This is a genomic window from Streptomyces sp. NBC_01363 (assembly GCF_026340595.1).
Taxonomy (GTDB): Bacteria; Actinomycetota; Actinomycetes; order Streptomycetales; family Streptomycetaceae; genus Streptomyces.
Genome location: NZ_JAPEPF010000001.1, coordinates 1,584,805 through 1,608,367 on the forward strand (window position 1 = coordinate 1,584,805; position 23,563 = coordinate 1,608,367).

The following is a 23,563-nucleotide window of genomic DNA, read 5'->3' on the forward strand; positions in this document are numbered from 1 at the left end:
CGAGGGCCGGTCCGGCGGATCGGGGTCGGCGTCGTGCCCCGGCCGCGATCCGCCGGACCGGCTTCAGATGCGTTCAGTGCGCCTCGGCGATGTGCTGCGTGCCGATGCGCTTGCGGAACACCCAGTACGTCCAGCCCTGGTACAGCAGGACGACGGGGGTGGCGATCCCCGCACACCAGGTCATGATCTTCAGTGTGTACGGGGTGGACGAGGCGTTGGTGACCGTGAGGCTCCAGGCGTCGTTCAGCGAGGACGGCATGACGTTCGGGAAGAGCGTCAGGAAGAGCATGGCGACCACCGCCGCGACGGTCACGCCGGAGAACGCGAACGACCATCCCTCGCGTCCCGCCGCGATCATGGCGACCGCGCCGACCAGTGCCACCACAGCGACGATCATCGCCAACAGGCTCCAGCCGTCCCCGTTGTCGAGCTGGGTCCAGATCAGGAAGCCGAGCGCGAGCACCGCGGTGACGATCCCCAGCTTCAGCGCCAGCCTGCCCGCCCGCTCCCGGATGTCCCCGGCCGTCTTGAGCCCCGCGAACACGGCGCCGTGGAAGGTGAAGAGGGAGAGCGTGACCAGTCCGCCGAGGATGGCGTACGGGTTGAGCAGGTCCCAGAAGTTGCCCACGTACTCCATGTCGGCGTCGATCTTCACGCCGCGCACGATGTTCCCGAAGGCCACGCCCCAGAGCAGGGCCGGGAGCAGTGAGGTCCAGAAGATCGCGTGTTCCCAGTTGGTCTGCCACTTCTCGCCGGACCGCTTCGCCCGGTACTCGAAGGCGACCCCGCGCACGATCAGGCAGACCAGGATCAGTAGCAGCGGCAGGTAGAAGCCGGAGAACAGGGTGGCGTACCACTCGGGGAAGGCGGCGAAGGTAGCACCGCCCGCGGAGAGCAGCCACACCTCGTTGCCGTCCCAGACGGGCCCGATCGTGTTGATCAGGACCCGTCGTTCCTTGCGGTCGCGGGCCAGCAGCTTGGTGAGGACACCGATCCCGAAGTCGAATCCCTCCAGGAAGAAGTAGCCGGTCCAGAGGACGGCGATGAGTACGAACCAGACGTCGTGGAGTTCCATCTCTCAGCTCCTCTGCTCTCAGTAGGAGAAGGCCATCGGCCGGTCGGCGTCGTCATGGTCGCCGCCGATCTTGGTGGGCGGGTTGAGGTCGGCCTCCGTGAGCTCCGGCGGACCTGCCTTGATGTACTTCACGAGCAGCTTGACCTCGACGACCGCGAGCACGGCGTAGAGCAGGGTGAAGCCGATCATCGAGGTGAGCACCTCGCCCTGCGAGACGCCGGGGGAGACCGCGTCGCGGGTCTGGAGCACGCCGTAGACGACCCAGGGCTGGCGGCCCATCTCGGTGAAGATCCAGCCCCAGGAGTTGGCGATCAGCGGGAAGAGCAGCGTCCAGAGCGCGACGATCCAGTAGCACTTGGCGAACTTCGGGCTGAGGGCCTTGTTCTTGAAGAGGACCAGGTGGGGCACTTCGTCCTCGCCGGTCCGCAGTCCCGGCGGCAGCATGAACTTCTTCCGGGTCAGCCACAGTCCGAGGATGCCGAGAGCGAAGGACGCCATCCCGAAGCCGATCATCCAGCGGAAGCTCCAGAACGCGACCGGGATATTGGGCCGGTAGTCGCCGGGGCCGAACTTCTCCTGCTCGGCCTTGTTGATGTCGTTGATGCCGGGGACGTACGAAGTGAAGCTGTCGTCCGCGAGGAAGGACAGTATCCCCGGGATGGAGATCTCCACGGTGTTGTGGCCCTTGGCCACGTCGCCGACCGCGAAGATCGAGAAGGGCGCCGAGTCCTGCCCCTCCCAGAGCGCCTCGGCGGCGGCCATCTTCATCGGCTGCTGCTTGAACATGACCTTGCCGAGCTGGTCGCCGCTGATGGCGGTGAGCAGTCCGGCGATGACCACGGTGACCAGGCCGAGCCGCAAAGAGGTCCGCATCACCGGGATGTGCTTCTTGCGCGCCAGGTGGAAGGCGGCGATGCCGACCATGAACGCGCCGCCGACCAGGAAGGCCGCAGTGATGGTGTGGAAGAACTGGGCGAGCGCGGTGTTCTGGGTGAGCACGTGCCAGAAGTCGGTGAGCTCGGCCCGGCCGCGCTCCTTGTTGATCCGGTAGCCGACCGGGTGCTGCATCCAGGAGTTGGCCGCCAGGATGAAGTACGCGGACAGGATGGTCCCGATGGAGACCATCCAGATGCAGGCGAGATGGATCTTCTTCGGCAACTTGTCCCAGCCGAAGATCCACAGCCCGATGAAGGTGGACTCGAAGAAGAACGCGATCAGTGCCTCGAACGCGAGCGGGGCACCGAAGATGTCGCCGACGAACCGCGAGTAGTCGGACCAGTTCATGCCGAACTGGAACTCCTGGACGATGCCGGTGACGACGCCCATGGCGATATTGATCAGGAAGAGTTTGCCCCAGAACTTCGTCGCCCTGAGGTACTTCTCGTTGTTCGTCCGGACCCAGGCGGTCTGCAGGCCGGCGGTGAGCGCGGCGAGAGAGATCGTCAGGGGGACGAACAGGAAGTGATAGACGGTAGTGATACCGAACTGCCATCGCGCCAGGGTTTCCGGCGCCAGAGCTAGCTCCACGTCGTCTTCTCCTTACGTCGCCGTAATCACACCGGCAGTTTGCCCTTTAAATCCGACTAATCACGGGAGGAACAGGACATGCTTGTGAACGCGTTCACATTCACAAGCATTATGGCGCACAGACTTTCGGGACGTTCGGGCGGGGTACCCCTCTTGGGACGTTCCGATCAATCTGCCCGAACCAGACGCCCCGGGAGCAACACGGACCCCGACAGCGAGAAGGCCCCGCACCTCGTCGAAGAGATGCTGTTGGTTAATCCACCGATGCCACGGTCAGCGACTTCGACCTGGTCCCGACTGTCCACGCCGCTCTCGCCGAGCGCGAGCTGCTTCCTGATGAGCACCTGGTCGATACCGGCTACGTCACCGCCCGCCACATCGTGGCCGCCCGGCGCAACCACAGCGTGGAGCTGGTGGGGCCGATGATGCCCGGCACCGGCTGGCAGAACCGGGCCGGAGCCTCCGCGACCAGCTTCCCCGTCGGCGCGTTCACCATCGACTGGGACCGTCAGACGGTGACCTGCCCCGGCGGGAAGGACAGCACCCGCTGGGCGAGGGAACCCGTCCGGGACAAGGTCGAAATCCGGGTGCAGTTCTCGAAGACCGACTGCGGGCCCTGCCAGGTCAAGGACTCCTGCACGCGCGGACCGCGCCGCAAGCTGACGTTCCAGGACCGGGACATCCATGAGGTCCTGCACCAGCGCCGGGCCGAGCAGGAGACAGACGAGTGGAAGGAACGCTACAAGATGCGCGCCGGTGTCGAAGGCGCCATCTCCCAGGCCGTGAACCGCTGCGGCCTGCGCAGATCCCGCTACCGCGGGCTCGCCAAAACCAGCCTCCAGCACCAGCTCACCGGGGCAGCGATCAACCTCGCCCGCATCGATGCCCACCTCACCGGCGCCCCACGAGCCCACACCCGAACCAGCCACTTCGCAGCACTTCGCCCCGCCGATCAGACGACCAGCGGGGCGAAGCAGACGGCCCCGAATTAACCAACAGCATCCGTCGAAGAAGGTGCGGGGCCCGGTCCCCGAGTCGCGCAGGCGGCCTGCGCGGCCGCCCTACAGCTCCTTGCGGTACGACTCCGCCACCCTCAGGAACAGGTCGTTCGCCTCGTCCTCCCCGATCGTGACCCGCACGCCCTCGCCCGCGAACGGCCTGACCACCACTCCGGCCCGCTCACATGCCGCGGCGAAGTCGGCGGTACGGTCCCCGAGCCGCAGCCAGACGAAATTCGCCTGGGAATCCGGCACGCTCCACCCCTGGCCGGCCAGCGTCCGCTGCACACGCTGGCGCTCGCACACCAACGAGCCCACCCGCCCCAGGAGTTCGTCCTCGGCACGCAGCGAGGCGACCGCCGCGTCCTGCGCGAGCTGGCTGACCCCGAAGGGCACCGCCGTCTTGCGCAGCGCGGCCGCCACCGGCTCGTGGGCCACGGCGAAACCGACCCGCAGACCCGCCAGGCCGTACGCCTTGGAGAAGGTCCGCAGCACCGCCACATTGGGCCGGTCCCGGTAGATCTCGATGCCGTCCGGCACCTCGACGTCACGGATGAACTCCCGGTACGCCTCGTCGAGCACCACGAGGACATCGCCCGGCACCCGGTCCAGGAACCGCTCCAGCGCGTCCCGGCGCACCACGGTGCCGGTCGGGTTGTTCGGGTTGCAGACGAAGATCATCCGGGTGCGGTCGGTGATCGCGTCCGCCATCGCGTCGAGGTCGTGCACGTCACCGTCGGTCAGCGGGACCTTCACCGAGGTCGCACCGCTGACCTGCGTGATGATCGGGTACGCCTCGAAGGAGCGCCAGGCGTAGATGACCTCGTCGCCCGGGCCCGACGTGGCCTGGAGCAGCTGCTGCGCGACGCCGACCGAGCCGGTTCCGGTGGCGAGGTGCGAGACGGGCACACCGAAACGCTCGGCCAGCTCGTTCATCAGGCCGGTACAGGCCATGTCCGGGTAGCGGTTGAAGTTCGCAGCCGCGGCCAGGGCGGACTCCATCACCCCGGACAGCGGCGGATACGGGTTCTCGTTGGAGGACAGCTTGAACGCGACCGGACCGCCGGCAGCGGCCGGCTTGCCCGGTACATAGGCGGGAACGCCGTCCAGCTCGGCGCGCAGCTTGGGGCTCGTCTCGCTCACCGCAGGTCCTCCTCGACCGTCCGTACACATCAATACTGCTCACCTTATGAGGATTGGGCGCTGCTGCGAATGGCCGGAGCGGTCCAATCGTCCGGTGCGACCAGGAATGGGGGGAGCGCTATCCGCTCCGGCGCGCGCCGGTGGCTCACTCCGTGGCGCGCATCCCTCGAAGAGGTGAGATGAGACCTCTTCGAGACATCGACCATTTAGTAGGCCCACCGACTTCGACACATGACACACTACGGCCGACCCCCTCAACATCCTTGGTTTGCAAGGCATTTACCTCTGAATGATCATGCAAAAACGTGCCTGTCAACGAGTGAATATGCGACCAGGCCAACCGCCCTTCCGAGCCCTACTATCGGCTCGCCATGACAGCAGCAGGGAAGCACCAGGTGAGCCGGACGGACACACCCCGGCGCGGCGGCCGGCAGGGACGAGCGGGAATCCGGGACGTGGCCGCCGCCGCCGGAGTATCCATCACGACCGTCTCCGACGCGCTCAACGGCAAGGGCAGGCTCCCGGACGCCACCCGCCGCCATGTCCGCGAGGTCGCAGAGCGCCTGGGCTACCGCCCTTCCGCCGCGGCCCGAACCCTCCGTACCGGCAAGTCCGGCCTCATCGGCCTGACCGTGACGACCTACGGGGACGAACCCTTCACCTTCACCGAATTCGCGTACTTCGCCGAGATGGCCAGAGCGGCCACCTCCGCCGCACTCGCCCGCGGCTACGCCCTCGTCATCCTGCCCGCCACCTCACGCCACGACGTCTGGTCGAACGTCGCCCTCGACGGCACCGTCGTGATCGACCCCTCCGACCAGGACCCGGTCGTCACGGAACTCGTACGCCAGGGGCTGCCCGTCGTCTCGGACGGACGTCCGGCCGGCACTCTCCCGGTCACCGCCTGGGTCGACAACGACCACCGGGCCGCCGTGCTCGATCTGCTCGACCATCTCGCCGCCGCCGGAGCCCGCCGCATCGGCCTGCTCACCGGCACCACCACCGACACGTACACCCGCCTCTCCACCACCGCGTACCTCCACTGGTGCGAGCGCGTGGGACAGGACCCGGTGTACGAGTCGTACCCCGCCCACGACCCGTGCGCGGGCGCGGTCGCCGCCGACCGCCTGCTCGCCCGCCCGGACCGGCCCGACGCCGTCTACGGGCTCTTCGACCCCAACGGCACCGATCTGCTGGCGGCGGCCCGCCGGTACGGCCTGCGCGTCCCCGAGGACCTGCTGCTGGTCTGCTGCAGCGAGTCCACCGTGTACGCGACGACCGAGCCCCCCATCACCACCCTCTCGCTCAAGCCGCGCAGAATCGGCACGGCGGTCGTCCAACTCCTGATCGACGCCATCGAGGGCGTGGATCAGGACGGACCGGTGGAGCAGGTCATACCGACCGAACTCATCGTGCGGACCTCCTCGCAACGCCGTCCACCCCGCACCACGGTCAGCGCACCCCGCTCTCCGGCAGGGGATTGATCAGGCGATTTCGGACCAATCGGCCGGTGAACCCGACGTGCGTCCGGATTCACCACCCCTGGTGCGTCACAGAGCACGATCCGCATTCCTATGATGGGCGCACGACACCGCGGACCACCCCGACCAGCAGGGCCCGTCAGGTGTACGGCGGCGCGACGGTGGTGGAGGGGTCGATGACACAGGGGGCCGGTCAGGAACCCGTGGTGCGGACTGCGACGTTGCGCGACTTCCGCGTACCGCCCTATGCCCAGAACCCGGTGCCGCCATCGGCACCGCACCCGGGCAATGCCGCCCCCGGTGCCGAGCCGCCGGAGGGGTACACCCCCACCGCGCGCGATCTTCCCGTGATCAACCGCGGTGACACCCTGCAGGTCGCGGCCGTCCCCGACCCCCGGCCCGTCCCGGACCAGGGCCTCGGGCCGCTGTACGTCGTCGGCGACGTCCACGGCTATCTGGACGAGCTCCACGCCGCCCTCGCCGAACAGGGCCTCATCGACGCCGACGGCAAATGGTCGGCGGGCAATGCCCGGCTCTGGTTTCTCGGCGACTTCACCGACCGGGGCCCCGACGGCATCGGGGTCATCGACCTCGTGATGCGCCTGTCCGCCGAGGCCGCGGCCGCCGGCGGCTACTGCAAGGCCCTGATGGGCAATCACGAACTGCTGCTCCTCGGCGCGAAGCGGTTCAGCGACACCCCGGTCAACTCCGGCGCGGGCACCGCCACTTTCCAGGCGGCCTGGCTGCTCAACGGCGGCCAGAAGAACGACATGGAGCGGCTCCAAGACGTCCACCTCCAGTGGATGTCCCGGCTCGACGCGATCGTCGAGGAGGACGGGCATCTGCTGATGCACTCCGACACGACGGCCTACCTCGAATACGGCACCACCATCGAGGACGTCAACGACACCGTGCACGCCATCCTCACGCGTAACGACGCCGATGAGTGCTGGGACCTCTTCCGGAAGCTCACCAAGCGGTTCGCCTTCCGTGACGAGTCGGGTCCGCAGGCGGTCCGGGAGCTGATGTCGGCCTACGGCGGACAGCGCATCGTCCATGGTCACAGCCCCATTCCGTACCTCCTCGGAGAGGTCGGTTCGGAGGACGGCGAGGACGGCTCCGGCCCCGTGGTCGAAGGTCCGCACGTGTACGCGGACGGGCTCGCCATCGCCATGGACGGCGGAGTGACCATGGCCGGAAAGCTGCTGGTCGTCCAACTGCCCCTGCATGACTGACGTTCTTCTGGGCAGACGCATCCACGAACCGACCACGCCGTCCACTGGGCCTATTTCCGGAAACCCCCTGTCACCCCGTGCCGTGGGCGCTCTACCATCGGCGTATCAGTAGCAGGCTCTCCTCCGTTTCCGCCCAACTGCCCGTTCCGAGCGGGCATTCAGGCCCTACGGAGCATCGGGGGATGCACATGAACAGCGCTCCGCACCTGCTGGCCGAGGACCGCCCCGAGTACGAGCGGATCCTCGACGACGCACTGCGCCATGCCCATGAACGGCCGGATCTGGCCGCGGTCGGCGAGCGACTCAACGCCGTGCAGCTGCGCACCATGGCGCTGGACGCCACGGAGCTGATCACCTCGACAGCCGCCACCGAGTACAGGCACTATGTGCGGGCCCGCGAGGAACTGCGCGGCCCCGCCGAAGAGGCGGACCAGGACACGGGCCCCGGGTCCGGCACCGCCCGTCCGCATCAGTCGGGCGCCGGCGCAGGAGCCGTCGTCACGGTCCTGGCACCCGTGCTCGCCGGAACCGCCGCGTTCATATTCCTGCTGGCGGGCTACCTGCTGAGGCTGCTCGACCCGCCGCCGTCCTTCGCCTCCGCCATGGTCTCCGCGGGCTGGTTCTTCGCGGCGGTCACGGCCGCCGCCATCCTGGTCGCCGCCGCCGGCCTGCTCATCGCCGCGCTGCGCAACGGATCGACGTCGCAGCCCGTCGAGGACCCCGAGGAAGAATTGCCGGAGGACGTGGCACGGGCCAGAGAAGCGTGGCGCCACGCCCTGCTGGAGCGCGGCATACTGCCGTTCCTGCGGGACGCGCTCGCCGATCCCGAAGCCGCTCCCGCCTCCCGCACACCGCTCCGCTCGGCGAACCGCATCCCGAAGATCGGCTACAGCCGGCCGGACTTCTCCAGCCCGGACGACGGCCCGGCGGGCCCCCGCCCGACGTTCACCTCACCGGACTTCACCAGCCCCGACTTCGGCGGCCCCGAGCACGAACTGGACTGACCGGGCCCGCACACCGGCCGGACGGCAGGCGATGCCGCCCCGGAGACAGGAGTCCCCGGGGCGATACCTCCTCCCGGATACGGTCAGTCCGCGATCGGCAGATAGACCCGGTTGCCGGCCGCCGCGAACTCCTTGGACTTCTCCGCCATGCCCGCCTCGATCTCCGTCTGCGAACCGCCGTGCTCGCGCCGGATGTCCTGGGAGATCTTCATCGAACAGAATTTCGGACCGCACATCGAGCAGAAGTGCGCCGTTTTCGCCGGCTCGGCGGGCAGTGTCTCGTCGTGGAACTCCCGTGCGGTGTCCGGGTCGAGAGCCAGATTGAACTGGTCCTCCCAGCGGAACTCGAAACGGGCGTCGGAGAGCGCGTCGTCCCAGTCCTGCGCCCCCGGGTGCCCCTTGGCGAGGTCCGCCGCATGCGCCGCGATCTTGTAGGTGATGACGCCCGTCTTCACATCGTCCCGGTTGGGCAGGCCGAGGTGCTCCTTCGGCGTGACGTAGCAGAGCATCGCCGTCCCCCACCACGCGATCATCGCCGCGCCGATGCCCGAGGTGATGTGGTCGTACGCCGGAGCGACATCGGTGGTCAGCGGGCCGAGCGTGTAGAACGGCGCCTCCTCGCAGATCTCCTGCTGAAGGTCGATGTTCTCCTTGATCTTGTGCATCGGGACATGGCCCGGCCCCTCGATCATGGTCTGGACGCCGAACCGCTTGGCGACCGTGTTCAGCTCGCCGAGCGTGCGCAGTTCGGCGAGCTGAGCCTCGTCATTGGCATCGGCGATCGAGCCGGGACGCAGCCCGTCGCCCAGCGAGTACGTCACGTCGTAGGTCGCGAGGATCTCGCAGAGCTCCTCGAAGTGCTCGTACAGGAAGGACTCCTTGTGGTGCGCGAGGCACCACGCCGCCATGATCGAACCGCCGCGGGAGACGATGCCGGTCTTGCGGCGGGCGGTCAGCGGTACGTACGGCAGGCGCACGCCGGCGTGGACCGTCATGTAGTCGACGCCCTGCTCGGCCTGTTCGATGACGGTGTCCTTGTAGATCTCCCACGTCAGTTCCTCCGCCCGGCCGTCGACCTTTTCGAGGGCCTGGTAGAGCGGAACCGTGCCGATCGGCACGGGGGAATTGCGCAGAACCCACTCACGGGTGGTGTGAATGTTGCGACCGGTGGACAGATCCATGACGGTGTCGGCGCCCCAGCGCGTCGCCCACGTCATCTTCTCCACCTCCTCCTCGATGGAGGACGTCACCGCGGAGTTGCCGATGTTGGCATTGACCTTCACCAGGAACCGCTTGCCGATGATCATCGGCTCGATCTCGGGGTGGTTGACGTTGGCCGGCAGCACGGCCCGGCCGGCCGCGATCTCCTCGCGCACCACCTCGGGCTCGACGTTCTCCCGGATGGCCACGTACTCCATCTCCGGGGTGATCTCGCCCCGGCGGGCGTACGCGAGCTGGGTCACCGGCTGCCCGTCCCGGCTGCGGCACGGCAGGCGCGGGCGGCCGGGGAAGACCGCGTCGAGGTTGCGCAGTCCGCCGCGCGGCGAGGTGTGCTTGAGCCCGTCGTCCTCGGGGCGGGCGGGGCGGCCCGGATACTCCTCGGTGTCGCCGCGGGCGACGATCCAGTTCTCCCGCAGCGGTGCGAGCCCGCGGCGGACATCGGTCTCGACGGTGGGATCGGTGTACGGCCCCGACGTGTCGTACAGCGTCACGTCCTCGCCGTTGGTGAGGTGCACCTGACGGACCGGCACCCGGAGGTCCGGGCGCGAGCCCTGGACGTACCCCTTGTGCCAACCGATGGACTTCCCGGCCTCGTCGCTCTGGTTCGAGGCAGGCATGCGTGCGTCCGCTGTGGTCATGAGACCTACTCCCTACGCCGGCATTACCCGGTAACAGGTTCGGCGGTCGGCGCAGCCTGTCCCGTACGGACGTACGGAAATCAGCGCCCTCTCAGCCCGGTGCTCCGAGCTCCCGCGTGTGCAAAGGTCCCTCCACGCTAGCGCCCCGTCCGGCGTAATGAACAGAGGGCCCGTCCCTTCTTGCGATGATCGGCCGGTGACGTCCCTCCATATCGACCACGAACCGCAGGGCCATCAGCACGGCCACTCACACAGCCACGGCCCTGCCGCGCCCGTCTCCAAACATCTGCGCAAGGTCATCGCGGCCGTACTGATCCCGTTCGCCACCGCCGTCGTCGTCGGTCTGGTGGCGCTCTGGCCGGGTGGTGCGCCGCCGCACGAGCGGACCGGCGTCGGATTCGACCGGCAGACCCAGCAGGGAAAGGTGGTGAATGTCGACATGGTGGACTGCAAGGACGTGAACGTGGTCCAGATGCCCGTCGGCGGGGACACCACACCGCCCTCGGGAAGCGGAAAGGGACTGTGCAAGAAGTCCACGATCGAGGTGACGACCGGTCACGACAGGGGCCGGACCTTCACCGAGATCGTCCCGCCCGACGCACCGCGTCAGTTGCGCGAGGGTCAGGGCGTGGTCGTGGCGTACGCCCCCGACGCGCCCCATGATCTGCAGTATTCGGTGACGGACGTGAACCGGAAGTTCCCGATGGCCCTGCTGGCCGGGATCTTCGCCCTGGTCGTGGTCGCGGTGGGCCGCATGCGCGGGGTGATGGCGCTGGTCGCGCTCGCCGTGTCCTTCGCCGTGCTGACCCTGTTCATCCTCCCGGCCATTCTTCAGGGCTCGAATCCGCTGCTCGTCGCGGTGGTCGGGGCCAGCGCGATCATGCTGATCGCGCTCTACATGTGCCACGGCCTGACCGCCCGCACCTCGGTCGCGGTGATCGGCACGCTGATCTCGCTGCTGCTGATCGGGCTGCTCGGATCGCTCTTCATCGGCTGGGCGAGCCTGACCGGCAACACCGACGACAACACCGGCCTCATCCACGGCCTGTACCCGCACATCGACATGAGCGGTCTGCTGCTGGCCGGTGTCATCATCGGTTCGCTCGGCGTCCTCGACGATGTGACCGTGACCCAGACGTCGGCGGTCTGGGAACTGCACCAGGCGAACCCGACGTTGGGTGTGCGGGGCCTCTACCGGGCAGGCATCAGGATCGGACGCGACCACATCGCCTCGGTCGTCAATACGCTGGTGCTCGCCTACGCGGGCGCCGCAATGCCGTTGCTGTTGCTGTTCTCCATCGCGCAGAGCAGCGTGGGGACGGTGGCCAACAGCGAGCTGGTGGCGGAGGAGATCGTACGAACGCTGGTCGGCTCGATCGGACTGGTCGCCTCGGTGCCGGTGACGACGGTGCTCGCTGCGCTGGTCGTCTCCGCGGACCGCACAGGGCTCGGCGCGGAAGCCGGAGCTTCGGCACCCGTACGGGCCGGGAAAGGCCGTCGTCGTAGGACGAAGCCTTGAACGTCTCCGTCAGGTGAACAATTCACCCATTCGGCAGGTGCCGTGTTCGACCGGCGAGCCGGTCGGCGGCGCCGTTCTTGTCAGCCGGCGTTCTGCTCCTCGGCAAGGATCCGGCCCAGGGCGTCCTCCAGGTTGCCCTCGAAGTCACCCAGCGTGCACTCCTGCCCGAGCGGCACAAGCTTGTCGGTCCGGTCGAGAAACGCCACAAGTGGTGCCGTACCGGCCCTGAAGAGGGCCCGGTCCTCGCCGACCTGGAGCCGGATATGTACATCGGAAAGCCCCTCGGGCTCGGTGGGTCCGATGTGCACATCACCGTCACCACTGGGGCTGTTGAGGCCGTCGAGCAGCAGCTCACGGCCGAATGCCCAGGTGACGGGGGCGTCACCGGGCAGATGGAAGGTCATCCGGATCGCATACGGATCGCAGACCTCGTACCGGAGCTCCACCGGGATCCGGAAAGAGAGCTCCTCGGAAACGAGGAAGCTCATCATGACCTCAGCTTGAACCGACTCGCGCATCGTTCAACCCCGCAGTAGATGAATCTGGCCAGGAATGATCCCCCGTGGCCCTATTGACGCCATCGTGGTGCACGCGATAGCAGATCACAAGGAGTGATTTTTCAGATACTGATAGAGAACACGAACGAACGCAAGAGGTTGGCCACTTCGCCACGTAGTTGTTCGACTGCGGGGAGCAACCGGCTTTCCTGCTCCAGGGGTATGGAAATCGCCATCGCGGCGGCGGTGAATCCGGCTGTGATCGGGATGGCCGCGCAGACCGTGCCCAGGGCGTACTCCTGCCGCTCGATGACGGGTTCCATCCGTTTTATCGAGCGCAGCCGTTCCAGGAGCGCCGCACGGTCCTTCACCGAGTAGCGGGTGAGCGGACGCACAGGGTGACGGTCCAGGTGGTCCTCGCGGGCCTTCTCGTCGAGTTGGCTCAGCAGACACTGGCCGATCGCGTGGGCATGCCCGGTCTCCCGGAAGGACGCCCACTCGTCGACGGCGGGGTTGGCGGGGGTGTCGGCGACCGCGATGAGTTCGATCTCGCCCTCGCGGTAGACGGCGCAGTACACCGGTGCGCCGATGATGTCGCGCCAGCGGCCGAGCGACTCGGCCATTCTGCCGCGGCGACTCTGCAGCGTCCCCTCGCCGACCAGGCGTTCGGCCGCGGTCCCGATGAGGAAGACGCCGTTCTCCCGACGCAGATAGCCCTCATGCGTCAGGGTGCGCAGCAGATGGTAGGCCGTGGGAAGAGGAAGGCCCGCTTCCCTGGCCAGTTGCTTCGCGGGCGCCCCGTCACGATGGGCGACCACGGCTTCCAGCAGCCTCAGCGCTCGCTGCACCGAACCGATCAGCGTCGGGGCAGCAGTGCTCGATGCCGTGGTCAACAGTCACCCCCAGGCATGGTGACGGGTAGTCAGCCCGCCTGTGGGGGCCGCCCCCACGGGCTGCCGCATGGCTGGGGTCCGGAGACCGAACGCCGTACAAACCACTGGTCAGCGTGGTGACGGACTGTTAATTCCCAGGTGGTGGCAGCGAACTGCCACTGTATCGGCCGGGTCCGCGAGGGGCGTCGTTTCGCCTTCCGCTTAGCTCAGCTGGGCTAACGCCCCGGCCGGTCTCCGATCGTCCTACCAGTCGCCGCGCGAAGAGGACGACGACAGGAACTTGCGTACGACGAAGACGAGCCCACCGACCAGGATCACGAAGATCAGGACCTTGAAGAGCAGTCCGATCACGAACCCGATCACGCTGGCGATCAGACCGCCGAACACGACGATCGCGATGACCGGCACCGCGATCCACTTCACCCACCAGGGCATCCCAGCGAATATCTCCCGCACGGCCATCGTCGCTACCTCTTCTCCTTGAGTTCCTGCTTCGATGCTAGAGCCGCGGAGGGGGCCGACGGGGGCCGCGCAGCCCTTGAAGTCCCCTGATCGACCCCTGAGGGATCCCTGAGACCGGACCCCCGCCCTCCGGCGGTTCGGCTCAGCTCTCCGGCGGGGAGAAGACCACCATCACCCGCAGGTCCTCGGTGATGTGGTGGAACTTGTGGGCGGCACCGGCCGGTACGTACACCACACTTCCTCTGCCCACCTGCGTGGTTTCCATGCCGACCGTGATCGAGGCGCGGCCGCTGACGACGAGGTAGACCTCGTCCTGGTTGTGCGGCTGCTGCGGGTCGAGTTCACCGGCGTCCAGCGCGTACAGGCCGACGGACATGTTCCGTTCCTTCACGAACTGCAGATACGCGCCGTCGTTGGCGGCCCGTTCCGCCTCCAGCTCGTCCAGTCTGAATGCCTTCATGGCCTGTCCGCCCCTTGCCTCTGTACTGCCGGTGTCCGCCACCGATCACGTCTGCCACGATCAGACACATGAAGAATTTCGTAGTCAAGACGATCGCCAACGCAGGTGCGCTGGCCGTGGCCATCTGGCTGATCCAGGACATCACGCTGACCGGTGGCAGCACCGGACGCAAGGCGCTCACGCTGGTCGTGGTCGCCCTGCTCTTCGGCCTGGTGAATTTCGTGGTCAAGCCGATCGTGAAGCTGCTGACCCTGCCGCTCTTCATCCTCACGCTCGGGCTGATCACGCTGGTGGTCAACGCACTCATGCTGCTGCTGACCTCCTGGCTGGCCGGGCTGTTCGACCTGAGCTTCCATGTCGAGGGCTTCTGGACCGCCGTGCTCGGCGGCCTGATCATCTCGATCGTGTCGTGGGCCCTGAACGTGGTCCTGCCCGACGAGGACTGACCCGGCACCTACTGGAACAGTGCGGGCAGGACCGGTGGAACACCGGAGAGAGAAGTGAGGAAGCGGTATGAGCACCATGGGTGACGGAACCCGGGCGGTACGGGCCGGGCTGCCCGAACCGGAGCAGTTCGAGCCCACCCTGCCCGGTCCGGTCTTCGCCGCGCACTTCCACCTCTCCGGTGAACCGACCGGTCCGTACACCTACGGCCGGGACACCAATCCGACCTGGACCCTTCTGGAACGCGCCATCGGTGAACTGGAGGCACCGGGGGAGCCCGTCGAGACCACGGTCTTCGCCTCCGGGATGGCGGCGATCTCGGCCGTGCTGCTGTCCCGGGCACGTACCGGCGACGTGGTCGTGCTGCCCGACGACGGCTATCAGGCACTGCCGCTGGTGCGTGCGCAGCTGGAGGCGTACGGCGTCGAGGTGCGGACCGCGCCGACCGGTGGCGATGCCCAGCTCGCGGTCCTCGAAGGCGCGAAGCTGCTGTGGATCGAGACCCCGTCCAATCCGGGGCTCGACGTCTGCGACGTGCGCCGGCTCGTCGAGGCGGCGCACTCGGCCGGCACTCTGGTGGCCGTCGACAACACCCTCGCCACACCGCTCGGCCAGCGCCCGCTGGAGCTGGGGGCCGACTTCTCGGTGGCCAGTGACACCAAGGGCCTGACCGGACACGGGGACATCCTGCTCGGCCATGTGACCTGCCGTGATCCGGAGCTGGCAGCGGGAGTACGGCGCTGGCGCAAGGTGGTCGGCGCCATCCCGGGCCCCATGGAGGCCTGGCTCGCGCACCGGTCACTGGCCACGCTGGAGCTGCGGATCGACCGGCAGTGCGCCACTGCCCTGACGCTGGCGGAGGCACTCGGCAAGCGGCCGGAGGTGACCGGGCTGCGGTATCCCGGGCTGCCCACCGACCCTTCGTATCCGAAGGCCCTGCAGCAGATGCGGCGCTTCGGCTCCGTGGTGTCGTTCGTCCTGCCCGACCGCGAACGGGCCGAGCGCTTCCTGACCGAGCTGCGGCTGGTCGACGACGCGACGAGCTTCGGTGGTGTGCGCTCCACCGCCGAGCGCCGGGCGCGCTGGGGCGGTGACGCCGTACCCGAGGGCTTCATCCGCCTCTCGGTCGGCGCGGAGAGCCCGGCGGACCTGGTGGCGGATGTGGAACGGGCGCTGGACGCGGCACTGGGCGAGCACTGAACGACCCGGGTACGGGCGGTCCGAGCCTCCCCCCTCGTGGCTCGGACCGCCCCGGTTCCCCTTGCGAAGAACCGCCTGAACCAGGCTAGTTGACTCTCCGTCAGTGTCCAATCACGGTAGCGACAGCGACCTATCGACATATTTATAGTTGTACGGGTCCGAAGCGTCGCGAGGGTGGGAGGACAGGACATGGACCTGGCCCTGCTGCGCACGTTCGTCACGGTGCACCGGGCCGGCTCCTTCACTCGGGCCGCTGCCCTGCTCGGCCTCTCCCAGCCCGCGGTCACCTCGCAGATCCGGACCCTGGAGCGGCAGCTGGGCCGCCCCCTCTTCCTGCGCAGGGCCCGCGGCGTGACCCCGACGACCATCGGCGACGAGCTCGCGCACCGGGCGGCGCCGCATCTGGACGCGCTGATCGAGATCACCGAGACGGAGCTGGACGAGGAGTCGGGCGTACGGACCCTGCATCTGGCCGGACCTCCCGAGTTCACCTCGGTGCGCGCCCTGCCCGCGCTCACCCCGCTCGTCGGCCAGGGCCTGGCTCTGCGCAGTTCGTTCTTCGTCGGCGCCGAGGAGACGCTGGAGGGGCTGGCCGCCGGACACCACGATCTGGCCATCGCGACGACCCGCCCGCGCGGTGGGCTGCTCACCGCGACTCCGCTCTGCGACGAGGAACACGTCCTCGTCGCCGCACCGCGCTGGGCCGGGCGCCTCGGGCCCGGGACCCTGCGGCACAAGGGGCCCATGGTGCTGGACCAGCTGCCGATCGTGGAGGTCCACGAGAGCCTGCCGCTCGTCTCCCGCTACTGGGCCGCCGTCTTCGAGAGCCGGCCCGCCGTCGCGGGGACCGTCATCGTGCCGGACCTCCGGGCGGTCCTGGAGTGCACCGCGGCGGGCGCCGGGCTCGCCGTGCTGCCGCGCTATCTGTGCGAGAGGGCACTGGAGCGGGGTGAGGTCGTGGCCCTCCTGGACCCTCCCGTGCCTCCCCTGCGCACCTACTTCCTGGCCGTGCGGACCGGCACGCTCGCGCTGCCCCACATCGCGCGGGCGCACGAGTGGCTGCTGCGCGCCGCCGCCGACTGGTGAGCGCAGGACGGCCCGGCACCGGTCAGGTGTTTCAGAACCGGTCCCACGGGCCACGCTCTTGCCATGACCGAACGTCCTGTGGTCAAACGCACCGCACGCGCCATCCTGCTCGACGGCGACGACCTGATCCTCATCAAGCGCACCAAGCCCGGGGTGGATCCCTACTGGCTCACGCCCGGTGGCGGGGTCGAGCCCGAGGACGCGACCGTGGTCGACGCCCTGCACCGCGAGGTGGACGAGGAGCTCGGCGCCAAGATCACCGATGTGGTTCCCTGCTTCGTCGACACCGTGGAGCACATCGAGGGCGGCGGGGTGAAGGGCGTGAAGGTCCAGCACTTCTTCGTCTGCCGGCTGGACTCGATGGACCCTTCCCGGCGGCACGGCCCCGAGATAGACGCTCCCTGCGGGGAGTACGACATCGTGCGGGTGCCGTTCAGCCGGGTGGGCATCGCCGCCGTCCACCTCGTGCCGCTGTCGCTGCGGCACTACCTGGACGGCAACATCGAGGGCGTACGCGCGATGCACGCCCCCGACCTGGGCTGACCGCCGCCGCTCCGGGGCCGATGACAGCCGCCGCGGTCAGGCGGGGCCGGTCGCGGCCAGGTCCTCCACGAAGTCGTGCCGGATGCGCTCGGTCGGCATGCCGATGCCTCTGAGCGTGTCGACGCCACTGCGGATCATGCCGGGCGGGCCCGAGAGATAGGCCTCGTACTCGTGCCACGGGCCGCACTCCCGCACCGCCTCGGGCAGCAGTCCCCTCATCAGGCCCCCTCCCGTTCGCGGTCCGGTGGATACCACCGGCCGCACCGCGAGCCAGGGATAGGTGCTCTGGAGCCGCATCATCGTGTCGATGTCGTACAGGTCGTGATCGCTGCGTGCCCCGTAGAAGACCTCCACGGGGCGCCGGTCGCCATGCTCCGCGACATCCTCGACGAGCGCCTTGATGGGTGCGATGCCCGTGCCTCCGCCCAGGCAGAGCAGACCGTTGTGGGTGGAGTGGTCGACCGTCATCGATCCCGTGGGCGGGCCGAGTCGCAGGATGTCCCCGGGCCGGGCCCGGTGCACCAGGGCGTTGGAGACCCAGCCGGCCGGGACCGCCTTGATGTGGAAGGTGAGCAGACCATCGGGGCGGGGTGCCGAGGCAAAGGAATAGTGCCGCCAGTTCCGGGGCCACCACGGGGTCTCGACGGCCGTGTACTGGCCTGCGAGGAAGGGGTAGGCCTGGTCGGGGCGGAGCGTGAGCACCGCTATGTCACGGGTCCTGAGGTCGTGGGACACCACTTCCGCGTGCCACCAGGCAGGGGCCTGCTGCTCGTCCTCGGCGGCGGCGTCGATCATGATCTGCGATATCGCGGTGTAGGCGCGCACCCATGCCGCTTCGGTCTCCCCGTCCCAAGTGGTGGTCGCGTAGCGACTCAGGGCGCCCATGAGCGCCTCCCCCACTGCGGGGTAGTGCATGGGCGACGTGCCGTACTTGCGGTGCCCCCGGCCCAGTTCGCCGAGGTACTCGGCCAGCGCTCGCGGATCGTCCAGCCGGTCGGCCGCGGTGAGGATCGCGCGGAGAAGGCGGTCGCGCTGGACGTCCATCGCGACCGGAAACAGGTCACGCAGCTCCGGGTGCCGCACGAAGAGCAGCGCGTAGAAGTACGAGGTCGCCTGATCCGCGACGGGCGATATCTCGGTCAGGGTGCGATGGATCAGGGCCGCGTCGGGAGATCTGTCCGTTCCGTCTTCGGTCCACCCGGTGGCCGGAGCATCCATACTGTGCCTCGCCTCGTACGTCTCGTGATGCCTTACGCACCAGCGCGGTCGGCAGCCCCTTGCCCGCGGGCGCACTCGGGTCCTGCTGACGATCGCCGGTCGGCCGCTGCCCGCGGTCCCTCGGCCCAGGATGCCTTGCGACGGACAAGGGCGGGCCGTGAACCCATGACAGCCACCCATGAACGCATCCGTACCCGACGAGGCGGCGACTCACCTGCCGGAGACGGCAGCAGCGGAGTGCGTGCTGTACGCCGAGGCTAGTACGCGCGATTACTCCCGCGGTCAGACGCCCGATCGGTCCGCTCCCGGCACCGTGTTTCACGTGAAACCACTCAAACGCTCCGCCCGCCGCAGCCTCCTGGTGGCGCACGTCGCGGTATCCGTGGGCTGGCTGGGACTGACCGTCGGACTGCTGGCGCTCGGCATCACGGCCTTCTCCACCGCGGACCCCGCCACCGCACAGGCCGCCACCCGCGCCATGAAGATCTTCGGGGACTGGCTGGTCGTACCGGTCGCCCTCTTCTCACTGTTCAGCGGTCTCGTTCTGGCACTCGGCACGCCATGGGGGCTGGCCAGGCACCGGTGGGTCTGGACGAAGTTCTGGCTCACCCTGATCACCGTGGCACTGTCCGTCTTCTCCCTGCGGCCCGGCATCGACGAAGCCGCGACACATGGCGCCGTCGATATCGACCTGGTGGTCGCTCCGTCAGTGGCAACGACGACGTACCTCTTCGTCACCGCGATATCGGTGTTGAAGCCCTGGGGGCCCACCCGGCGCGGCCGCCGGCTGCGTCGCTCGGCCGGAGCCGGTAAAGGAGCCGGTAAAGGAGTGGACGAGCGAACAGCTCGTCGGACAGCCTGACCTCCATGCCCAGCTCACTGCCCCGTCCGATCGCCGAACTGCCTGTCCGGCGCCTCACCCCGGGTGACCTGGTCGCCTGCGCCGATCTCTGCGAAGACCGTGGCTGGCCACGCGATGAGCACAGGTGGGGCCTGCTTCTCGCCGCCGGAACCGGCTACGGCGTGGACGACCCCGGGGGCAAGGGGCTGATGGCCAGTTGCGTGGTGACGTCCTACGGCCCACGGCTGGCCGCCATAGGCATGCTGCTCGTCGCGGAGCGATACGCGCGGCAGGGCATCGCGCGGCATCTGATGAACCACGTGATCGCCGAGTCCGGAGGCACACCGCTCAGCCTCTACGCGACAGCCGCGGGGCAACCGCTCTACGAGCAGATCGGCTTCTCGGTCGTGGGCCGCTCCCAGCGGGTCACCGGCTCCTTCCGGCCGGCCGACGACAGGTCCTCCGCCGTGGCCGTCCGCCCGGCCACGGCGGAGGACCTGCGCGCCATGATCCGGCTGGACTCGGACGTCTTCGGTACCGACCGGACCCATGTCCTCGCCCGGCTGCCCGCGTACGCCGACCACATCCGGGTCGCACAGGACGAAGGACGTCTGATCGGTTACGCGGCGGTGTGGCCGAGCGAACGGACACATGTGGTCGGTCCGCTGATCGCACGCGACACCGCCACGGCTCAGGCGCTCGTCGCCTCTCTCGCGGAGGCGACGGATCTGCCCCTGCGCGTGGACGTCGACGCGCGCCATACCGAGCTGCTCGACTGGTTCGAGAAGTGCGGTCTGCGGCCCGGCGCCTCGACCACGGTGATGACGCTCGGGGCCTCGGACCTGCCGGGCGACTGGACCCGTCGCTACGCCCCGCTGACCGTGGCGACAGGCTGACCGCCGGCACCCGCGCGGCCGGATGCCGTCATCGGCGGCCAGGGGTCCGGCGAGTGCGTCAGGCGAGATCCCTCACGGCGGCCGTCGCGAAGCCGTGATCCTGGTCGGGAGCACCTCCGCCGACGCCGATGGCACCGATGAGCCGACCGCCGCGGTGCACCGGAACGCCGCCGGCGATGAAGAGCAGCGGCCGGTCGAGGGCGGTGGGCAGTGTGTGGAAGGGCCCGCCGGGCTGGACCGCGTCGACGAGGTCGGCCGTGGGGGCGTTGAGCTGGAGGGCCGTGTACGCCTTGCGGGTGCTGGTCTCGCCGGCGATGAGGACGGCCCGGTCGTCCCGCCGGAAGGCCAGCAGGTGGCCACCCGCGTCGAGGACGGTGACGGCGACCGCGACGCCGGCGGCCTCGGCGGCGGTCCGGGCCGCGTCGATCAGTGCTTCGGCGTCCGGGGTCGTCAGCGGGGCGACGGCGACGATGGTGGTGCTCATGGGGTGACTCCTTGGTGCGAGGTGGTGCGAGGTGGTGCGAGGTGGTGCGAAATGGTGCGGCGCGGTGTGGCGCTGTGCTCTGCGGGAGGGGACATCAGCTCCGGGACGCGGGGGCCAGCGCCGGCTCGGGGCTGTGCCGGGCGACCAGTCGGCTGGGCGTGACCGTGCGGCGTTCCAGCACACCGGAGACGATCGCGAGGGCCAGGGCGGAGGCTGCCAGAGCTGCGCCGACCCAGTTGGGAGCGGTGTAGCCGAGGCCTGCCGCGATGGCGATGCCACCGAGCCACGCCGAGAGCGCGTTGCCGAGGTTGAAGGCACCGATGTTGGCCGCGGAGGCGAGGGTCGGAGCATCGGCCGCCTGATCGAGCACCCGCTTCTGCAGCGGCGGTACGGTCGCGAAGCCCAGGCCGCCGATCAGCACGATGGTGACGGCCGAGGCGATCTTGTTGTGAGCGGTCAGGGTGAACAGGGCAAGCACCACGGAGAGCGCGCCCAGCGACACGTACAGCAGGGGCATCAGACGACGGTCGGCGAACTTGCCGCCGATCAGATTGCCGCCCACCATGCCCAGTCCGAGCAGAACCAGCAGCCAGGTGACGGACGACGTGGAGTATCCGGCGATCTCGGTCATCATCGGGGTGATGTAGGTGATCGCGGCGAAGACCCCGCCGAAGCCCAGCACGGTCATCGCCATGGCGAGCAGGACCTGCACATTGCGGAACGCGGCCAGTTCGTCGCGGAGCCGTACGCCCTCGTTCCGCGGCTGTTCGGGGACGAGCCTGGCGACGCCGAGAAGACCGATGACGCCGATCGCGGCAACGGCGAAGAACGTGGTCCGCCAGCCGACACTCTGTCCGATGTAGGTGCCCAGCGGTACCCCGACGACATTGGCCACGGTGAGGCCGGTGAACATCATGGCGATCGCGCCGGCCTTCTTCCGGGGAGCGACCAGGTCGGCCGCGACGACCGTTCCGATGCCGAAGAAGGCGCCGTGGGCGAGTGAGGCGATCACCCGGCCGACGACCATCACACCGAAGACCGGGGCGACCGCGGAGACGGCGTTGCCCACCACGAACAGCCCCATGAGCAGCATCAGCATGCGTTTGCGGGTGACCCGGGTGCCGAGGGCCGTCATCACCGGGGCACCGAGGACGACGCCGAGGGCGTATCCCGTGACGAGGAATCCCGCGGTCGGGATCGAGACCTGGAAGTCCGCAGCAACCTCGGGGAGCAACCCCATGATCACGAACTCGGTGGTCCCGATACCGAAAGCCCCGATGGCGAGGGCTAGGAGCGCGAGCGGCATGGGTTTCACCTTCCCTGAAGATTGCGTCTGCGCCTTACGAGCGTCCACAATAATTGCAGACGCCGATTAATTGCAAGCGCGGGCTATTGCGGCAGTCGCCTATCCTGGTGGCAAGCGGCTCCGACACGGAGGAGAGACCCCATGACAGCGACAGACCCCGCACTGACCGCCCTCTCCCAGGGCTGGTGCGCTCTCTCCTTGCTCCACGGAAAGATCGAGGCCCGTATCGAGCGGGCGCTGCAGTCCGGGCACGGGCTCAGCGTGCGGGAGTTCTCCCTGCTCGGCGTCCTGAGCAGACAGCACAACGGCCCCGGTGGGCATCTCCAGATGAAGCAGGTCGCGGACGCCGTCGTGCTCAGCCAGAGCGCCACCACCCGCCTGGTCACCCGCCTGGAGGACCGCGGACTGCTGACGCGGTATCTCTGCGACACCGATCGCCGCGGCATCTACACCGATGTCACCGAGGCCGGCCTCGCCCTGCTCGCCGAGGCCCGGCCGACCAATGACAGCGCGCTGCGTGCCGCGTTGGACGAAGCCGCGAAGAGCCCCGAACTGGCTCCGCTGGTCAGGGCGGTCGAGGAGCTGAAGGCCCCCGTGCAGATCGCGTGAGTCACCGCGCGGTCGCGAGGGGCCCACGAGGCCCGATGAAATCCCGCGCCACCCGAATGATCTGCGTACCCTGCCGATCATGAGCGATCTCGAAATACGTCCGGCTGCCCTCGACGACATCCCCGCGATCGTGGCCATGCTCGCCGACGATCCGCTGGGTGCACAGCGTGAGTCGCCGGATGACCTCACCCCGTACCACGCCGCGTTCCGGCGGCTGGTGGACGATCCGAACCAGCATCTGGTTGTCGCGGTGCGCGAGGGCCGCGTCGTCGGAACCCTTCAGCTGACCGTGATTCCCGGGCTTTCCCGGCGCGGCTCGACCCGCTCGGTCATCGAGGGCGTACGCATCCACGCCGACGAGCGCGGCAGCGGCCTCGGCACCCTGCTTATCGAGTGGGCCGTGGACGAATCCCGGCGCCAGGACTGCCAGTTGGTCCAGCTGACGTCCGATGCGACCCGGACCGATGCCCACCGTTTCTACGAGCGGCTCGGATTCACCGCCAGCCATGTGGGCTTCAAGCTCGCGCTCTGACCCCCGTCCGTACCGCATCCCCGGTGCCCGTGGCCGACGCGGTCGTCGTGCGGCTGGGCCCAGCGAACCGATGGTGAGCCGGTCCGGCGGCTGCTGTCCGACGTCGGCCGGGATGCCTCCACCGCGATCGAAACGGCAGCATCCCGGCTTTCGCGATGGACGGGGCAGGCACGGGCCACGCCACGCTTCCGCACCCCGCCGGAAAGGGAGTTGGCGTCCTGAACCGGCCCGCCCCCTCCCGTTTCACGTGA

General features: G+C 68.6%; 24 protein-coding genes, 1 pseudogene and 1 riboswitch. Of the genes and pseudogenes, 14 read left to right on the forward strand and 11 right to left on the reverse strand.

The features are described from left to right. Window positions 1-73: 73 nt before the first annotated feature. Window positions 74-1,075 (reverse strand): cytochrome d ubiquinol oxidase subunit II, encoded by a 1,002-nt coding sequence (gene cydB, locus OG611_RS07475; protein WP_266416733.1) that lies wholly within the window; start codon window positions 1,073-1,075, stop codon window positions 74-76. A gap of 18 nt (window positions 1,076-1,093) precedes the next feature. Further along, window positions 1,094-2,602, reverse strand: a complete 1,509-nt coding sequence (locus OG611_RS07480; RefSeq protein WP_266416735.1) for a cytochrome ubiquinol oxidase subunit I — start codon at window positions 2,600-2,602, stop codon at window positions 1,094-1,096. 380 nt (window positions 2,603-2,982) lie between these two features. Between OG611_RS07480 and OG611_RS07485 the strand changes: the two genes are divergently transcribed. Further along, complete coding sequence (locus OG611_RS07485) at window positions 2,983-3,594, forward strand: transposase (protein ID WP_266416737.1); 612 nt, start codon at window positions 2,983-2,985, stop codon at window positions 3,592-3,594. 69 nt (window positions 3,595-3,663) lie between these two features. Here OG611_RS07485 and hisC read toward each other — a convergent pair whose 3' ends face one another. Further along, window positions 3,664-4,743 (reverse strand): histidinol-phosphate transaminase, encoded by a 1,080-nt coding sequence (hisC, locus tag OG611_RS07490; protein WP_266416739.1) that lies wholly within the window; start codon window positions 4,741-4,743, stop codon window positions 3,664-3,666. Between the two features lie 371 nt (window positions 4,744-5,114). Between hisC and OG611_RS07495 the strand changes: the two genes are divergently transcribed. The 3 genes from OG611_RS07495 (at window position 5,115) to OG611_RS07505 (ending at window position 8,463) form a co-directional block, all read left to right on the forward strand. Continuing rightward, entirely contained in the window at window positions 5,115-6,227 is a 1,113-nt protein-coding gene (locus OG611_RS07495) for a LacI family DNA-binding transcriptional regulator (protein WP_266416741.1), read from the forward strand. A gap of 173 nt (window positions 6,228-6,400) precedes the next feature. Further along, window positions 6,401-7,459: a metallophosphoesterase gene (locus OG611_RS07500; RefSeq protein WP_323180117.1), complete on the forward strand. Its 1,059-nt coding sequence runs from the start codon at window positions 6,401-6,403 to the stop codon at window positions 7,457-7,459. A 182-nt stretch (window positions 7,460-7,641) separates the two neighbouring features. Beyond that, window positions 7,642-8,463, forward strand: coding sequence for a hypothetical protein (locus tag OG611_RS07505; protein WP_266416744.1), 822 nt, complete (start codon window positions 7,642-7,644; stop codon window positions 8,461-8,463). Window positions 8,464-8,546: 83 nt separating this feature from the next. On the opposite strand, the gene thiC is transcribed toward OG611_RS07505, so the two are convergent. Beyond that, a complete protein-coding gene (gene thiC, locus OG611_RS07510) occupies window positions 8,547-10,322 on the reverse strand; it encodes a phosphomethylpyrimidine synthase ThiC (RefSeq protein ID WP_323180118.1) in 1,776 nt (591 codons plus the stop codon). Further along, a riboswitch (TPP riboswitch) is annotated at window positions 10,315-10,448 on the reverse strand. Its footprint overlaps the gene before it by 8 nt. Window positions 10,449-10,518: 70 nt before the next feature. On the opposite strand from thiC, the gene OG611_RS07515 reads away from it, so the two are divergent. Then, on the forward strand, window positions 10,519-11,841 hold the full coding sequence (locus OG611_RS07515; protein WP_266416746.1) for a YibE/F family protein: 1,323 nt from the start codon (window positions 10,519-10,521) through the stop codon (window positions 11,839-11,841). Between the two features lie 80 nt (window positions 11,842-11,921). On the opposite strand, the gene OG611_RS07520 is transcribed toward OG611_RS07515, so the two are convergent. The 4 genes from OG611_RS07520 to OG611_RS07535 form a co-directional block, all read right to left on the reverse strand. Beyond that, window positions 11,922-12,359, reverse strand: coding sequence for an SsgA family sporulation/cell division regulator (locus OG611_RS07520; protein ID WP_072488197.1), 438 nt, complete (start codon window positions 12,357-12,359; stop codon window positions 11,922-11,924). 101 nt (window positions 12,360-12,460) lie between these two features. Further along, a complete protein-coding gene (locus OG611_RS07525; protein ID WP_323180120.1) occupies window positions 12,461-13,231 on the reverse strand; it encodes an IclR family transcriptional regulator C-terminal domain-containing protein in 771 nt (256 codons plus the stop codon). A gap of 243 nt (window positions 13,232-13,474) precedes the next feature. Further along, window positions 13,475-13,687 carry a DUF5326 family protein gene (locus OG611_RS07530; RefSeq protein WP_266425628.1) on the reverse strand — a complete coding sequence of 71 codons (213 nt, stop codon included), beginning with the start codon at window positions 13,685-13,687 and terminating at the stop codon, window positions 13,475-13,477. A gap of 148 nt (window positions 13,688-13,835) precedes the next feature. Next, the gene (locus OG611_RS07535; protein WP_124719911.1) at window positions 13,836-14,153 is read right to left on the reverse strand and encodes a cupin domain-containing protein; all 318 of its coding nucleotides are present in this window, start codon (window positions 14,151-14,153) and stop codon (window positions 13,836-13,838) included. Window positions 14,154-14,221: 68 nt separating this feature from the next. Here OG611_RS07535 and OG611_RS07540 point away from each other — a divergent pair, with 68 nt between their 5' ends. The 4 genes from OG611_RS07540 (at window position 14,222) to OG611_RS07555 (ending at window position 17,426) form a co-directional block, all read left to right on the forward strand. Further along, window positions 14,222-14,599: a phage holin family protein gene (locus OG611_RS07540; protein WP_266416748.1), complete on the forward strand. Its 378-nt coding sequence runs from the start codon at window positions 14,222-14,224 to the stop codon at window positions 14,597-14,599. Window positions 14,600-14,666: 67 nt separating this feature from the next. Further along, window positions 14,667-15,797, forward strand: a complete 1,131-nt coding sequence (locus OG611_RS07545; protein WP_266416751.1) for a cystathionine gamma-lyase — start codon at window positions 14,667-14,669, stop codon at window positions 15,795-15,797. A 189-nt stretch (window positions 15,798-15,986) separates the two neighbouring features. Next, a complete protein-coding gene (locus tag OG611_RS07550; RefSeq protein ID WP_266416754.1) occupies window positions 15,987-16,883 on the forward strand; it encodes a LysR family transcriptional regulator in 897 nt (298 codons plus the stop codon). Window positions 16,884-16,946: 63 nt separating this feature from the next. Beyond that, entirely contained in the window at window positions 16,947-17,426 is a 480-nt protein-coding gene (locus OG611_RS07555) for an NUDIX domain-containing protein (protein WP_266416756.1), read from the forward strand. Between the two features lie 36 nt (window positions 17,427-17,462). Here the strand turns inward: OG611_RS07555 and OG611_RS07560 are convergent, their stop codons facing one another. Then, complete coding sequence (locus tag OG611_RS07560) at window positions 17,463-18,644, reverse strand: globin domain-containing protein (RefSeq protein ID WP_266416758.1); 1,182 nt, start codon at window positions 18,642-18,644, stop codon at window positions 17,463-17,465. Between the two features lie 322 nt (window positions 18,645-18,966). Here OG611_RS07560 and OG611_RS07565 point away from each other — a divergent pair, with 322 nt between their 5' ends. Both OG611_RS07565 and OG611_RS07570 read left to right on the forward strand, forming a co-directional pair. Beyond that, complete coding sequence (locus OG611_RS07565; protein ID WP_266416761.1) at window positions 18,967-19,506, forward strand: DUF2269 domain-containing protein; 540 nt, start codon at window positions 18,967-18,969, stop codon at window positions 19,504-19,506. Window positions 19,507-19,511: 5 nt separating this feature from the next. After that, window positions 19,512-20,381: a GNAT family N-acetyltransferase gene (locus OG611_RS07570; protein WP_266416763.1), complete on the forward strand. Its 870-nt coding sequence runs from the start codon at window positions 19,512-19,514 to the stop codon at window positions 20,379-20,381. Between the two features lie 58 nt (window positions 20,382-20,439). On the opposite strand, the gene OG611_RS07575 is transcribed toward OG611_RS07570, so the two are convergent. Beyond that, window positions 20,440-20,865, reverse strand: coding sequence for a heme-binding protein (locus OG611_RS07575; RefSeq protein ID WP_266416766.1), 426 nt, complete (start codon window positions 20,863-20,865; stop codon window positions 20,440-20,442). 94 nt (window positions 20,866-20,959) lie between these two features. Beyond that, window positions 20,960-22,171, reverse strand: coding sequence for an MFS transporter (locus OG611_RS07580; protein WP_266416768.1), 1,212 nt, complete (start codon window positions 22,169-22,171; stop codon window positions 20,960-20,962). Between the two features lie 141 nt (window positions 22,172-22,312). Here OG611_RS07580 and OG611_RS07585 point away from each other — a divergent pair, with 141 nt between their 5' ends. The 3 genes and pseudogenes from OG611_RS07585 to OG611_RS07595 form a co-directional block, all read left to right on the forward strand. Further along, a complete protein-coding gene (locus OG611_RS07585) occupies window positions 22,313-22,780 on the forward strand; it encodes a MarR family winged helix-turn-helix transcriptional regulator (protein ID WP_266416770.1) in 468 nt (155 codons plus the stop codon). Between the two features lie 79 nt (window positions 22,781-22,859). Next, on the forward strand, window positions 22,860-23,312 hold the full coding sequence (locus OG611_RS07590; protein ID WP_266416773.1) for a GNAT family N-acetyltransferase: 453 nt from the start codon (window positions 22,860-22,862) through the stop codon (window positions 23,310-23,312). Between the two features lie 51 nt (window positions 23,313-23,363). Beyond that, a pseudogene (locus OG611_RS07595) lies at window positions 23,364-23,534 on the forward strand (winged helix DNA-binding domain-containing protein); the annotation flags it as partial. Window positions 23,535-23,563: the final 29 nt, after the last annotated feature.

Bases quoted from the DNA above. Each gene is read 5' to 3' on its own strand.
- OG611_RS07575 (WP_266416766.1), bottom strand. From the start codon at position 20,865: ATGAGCACCACCATCGTCGCCGTCGCCCCGCTGACGACCCCGGACGCC.
- thiC (WP_323180118.1), bottom strand. From the start codon at position 10,322: ATGACCACAGCGGACGCACGCATGCCTGCCTCGAACCAGAGCGACGAG.
- OG611_RS07590 (WP_266416773.1), top strand. From the start codon at position 22,860: ATGAGCGATCTCGAAATACGTCCGGCTGCCCTCGACGACATCCCCGCG.
- OG611_RS07550 (WP_266416754.1), top strand. From the start codon at position 15,987: ATGGACCTGGCCCTGCTGCGCACGTTCGTCACGGTGCACCGGGCCGGC.
- OG611_RS07585 (WP_266416770.1), top strand. From the start codon at position 22,313: ATGACAGCGACAGACCCCGCACTGACCGCCCTCTCCCAGGGCTGGTGC.
- OG611_RS07560 (WP_266416758.1), bottom strand. From the start codon at position 18,644: ATGGATGCTCCGGCCACCGGGTGGACCGAAGACGGAACGGACAGATCT.
- OG611_RS07535 (WP_124719911.1), bottom strand. From the start codon at position 14,153: ATGAAGGCATTCAGACTGGACGAGCTGGAGGCGGAACGGGCCGCCAAC.
- OG611_RS07495 (WP_266416741.1), top strand. From the start codon at position 5,115: ATGACAGCAGCAGGGAAGCACCAGGTGAGCCGGACGGACACACCCCGG.
- OG611_RS07540 (WP_266416748.1), top strand. From the start codon at position 14,222: ATGAAGAATTTCGTAGTCAAGACGATCGCCAACGCAGGTGCGCTGGCC.
- OG611_RS07580 (WP_266416768.1), bottom strand. From the start codon at position 22,171: ATGCCGCTCGCGCTCCTAGCCCTCGCCATCGGGGCTTTCGGTATCGGG.
- OG611_RS07520 (WP_072488197.1), bottom strand. From the start codon at position 12,359: ATGCGCGAGTCGGTTCAAGCTGAGGTCATGATGAGCTTCCTCGTTTCC.
- cydB (WP_266416733.1), bottom strand. From the start codon at position 1,075: ATGGAACTCCACGACGTCTGGTTCGTACTCATCGCCGTCCTCTGGACC.
- OG611_RS07570 (WP_266416763.1), top strand. From the start codon at position 19,512: ATGCCCAGCTCACTGCCCCGTCCGATCGCCGAACTGCCTGTCCGGCGC.
- OG611_RS07500 (WP_323180117.1), top strand. From the start codon at position 6,401: ATGACACAGGGGGCCGGTCAGGAACCCGTGGTGCGGACTGCGACGTTG.
- OG611_RS07505 (WP_266416744.1), top strand. From the start codon at position 7,642: ATGCACATGAACAGCGCTCCGCACCTGCTGGCCGAGGACCGCCCCGAG.
- OG611_RS07545 (WP_266416751.1), top strand. From the start codon at position 14,667: ATGAGCACCATGGGTGACGGAACCCGGGCGGTACGGGCCGGGCTGCCC.
- OG611_RS07555 (WP_266416756.1), top strand. From the start codon at position 16,947: ATGACCGAACGTCCTGTGGTCAAACGCACCGCACGCGCCATCCTGCTC.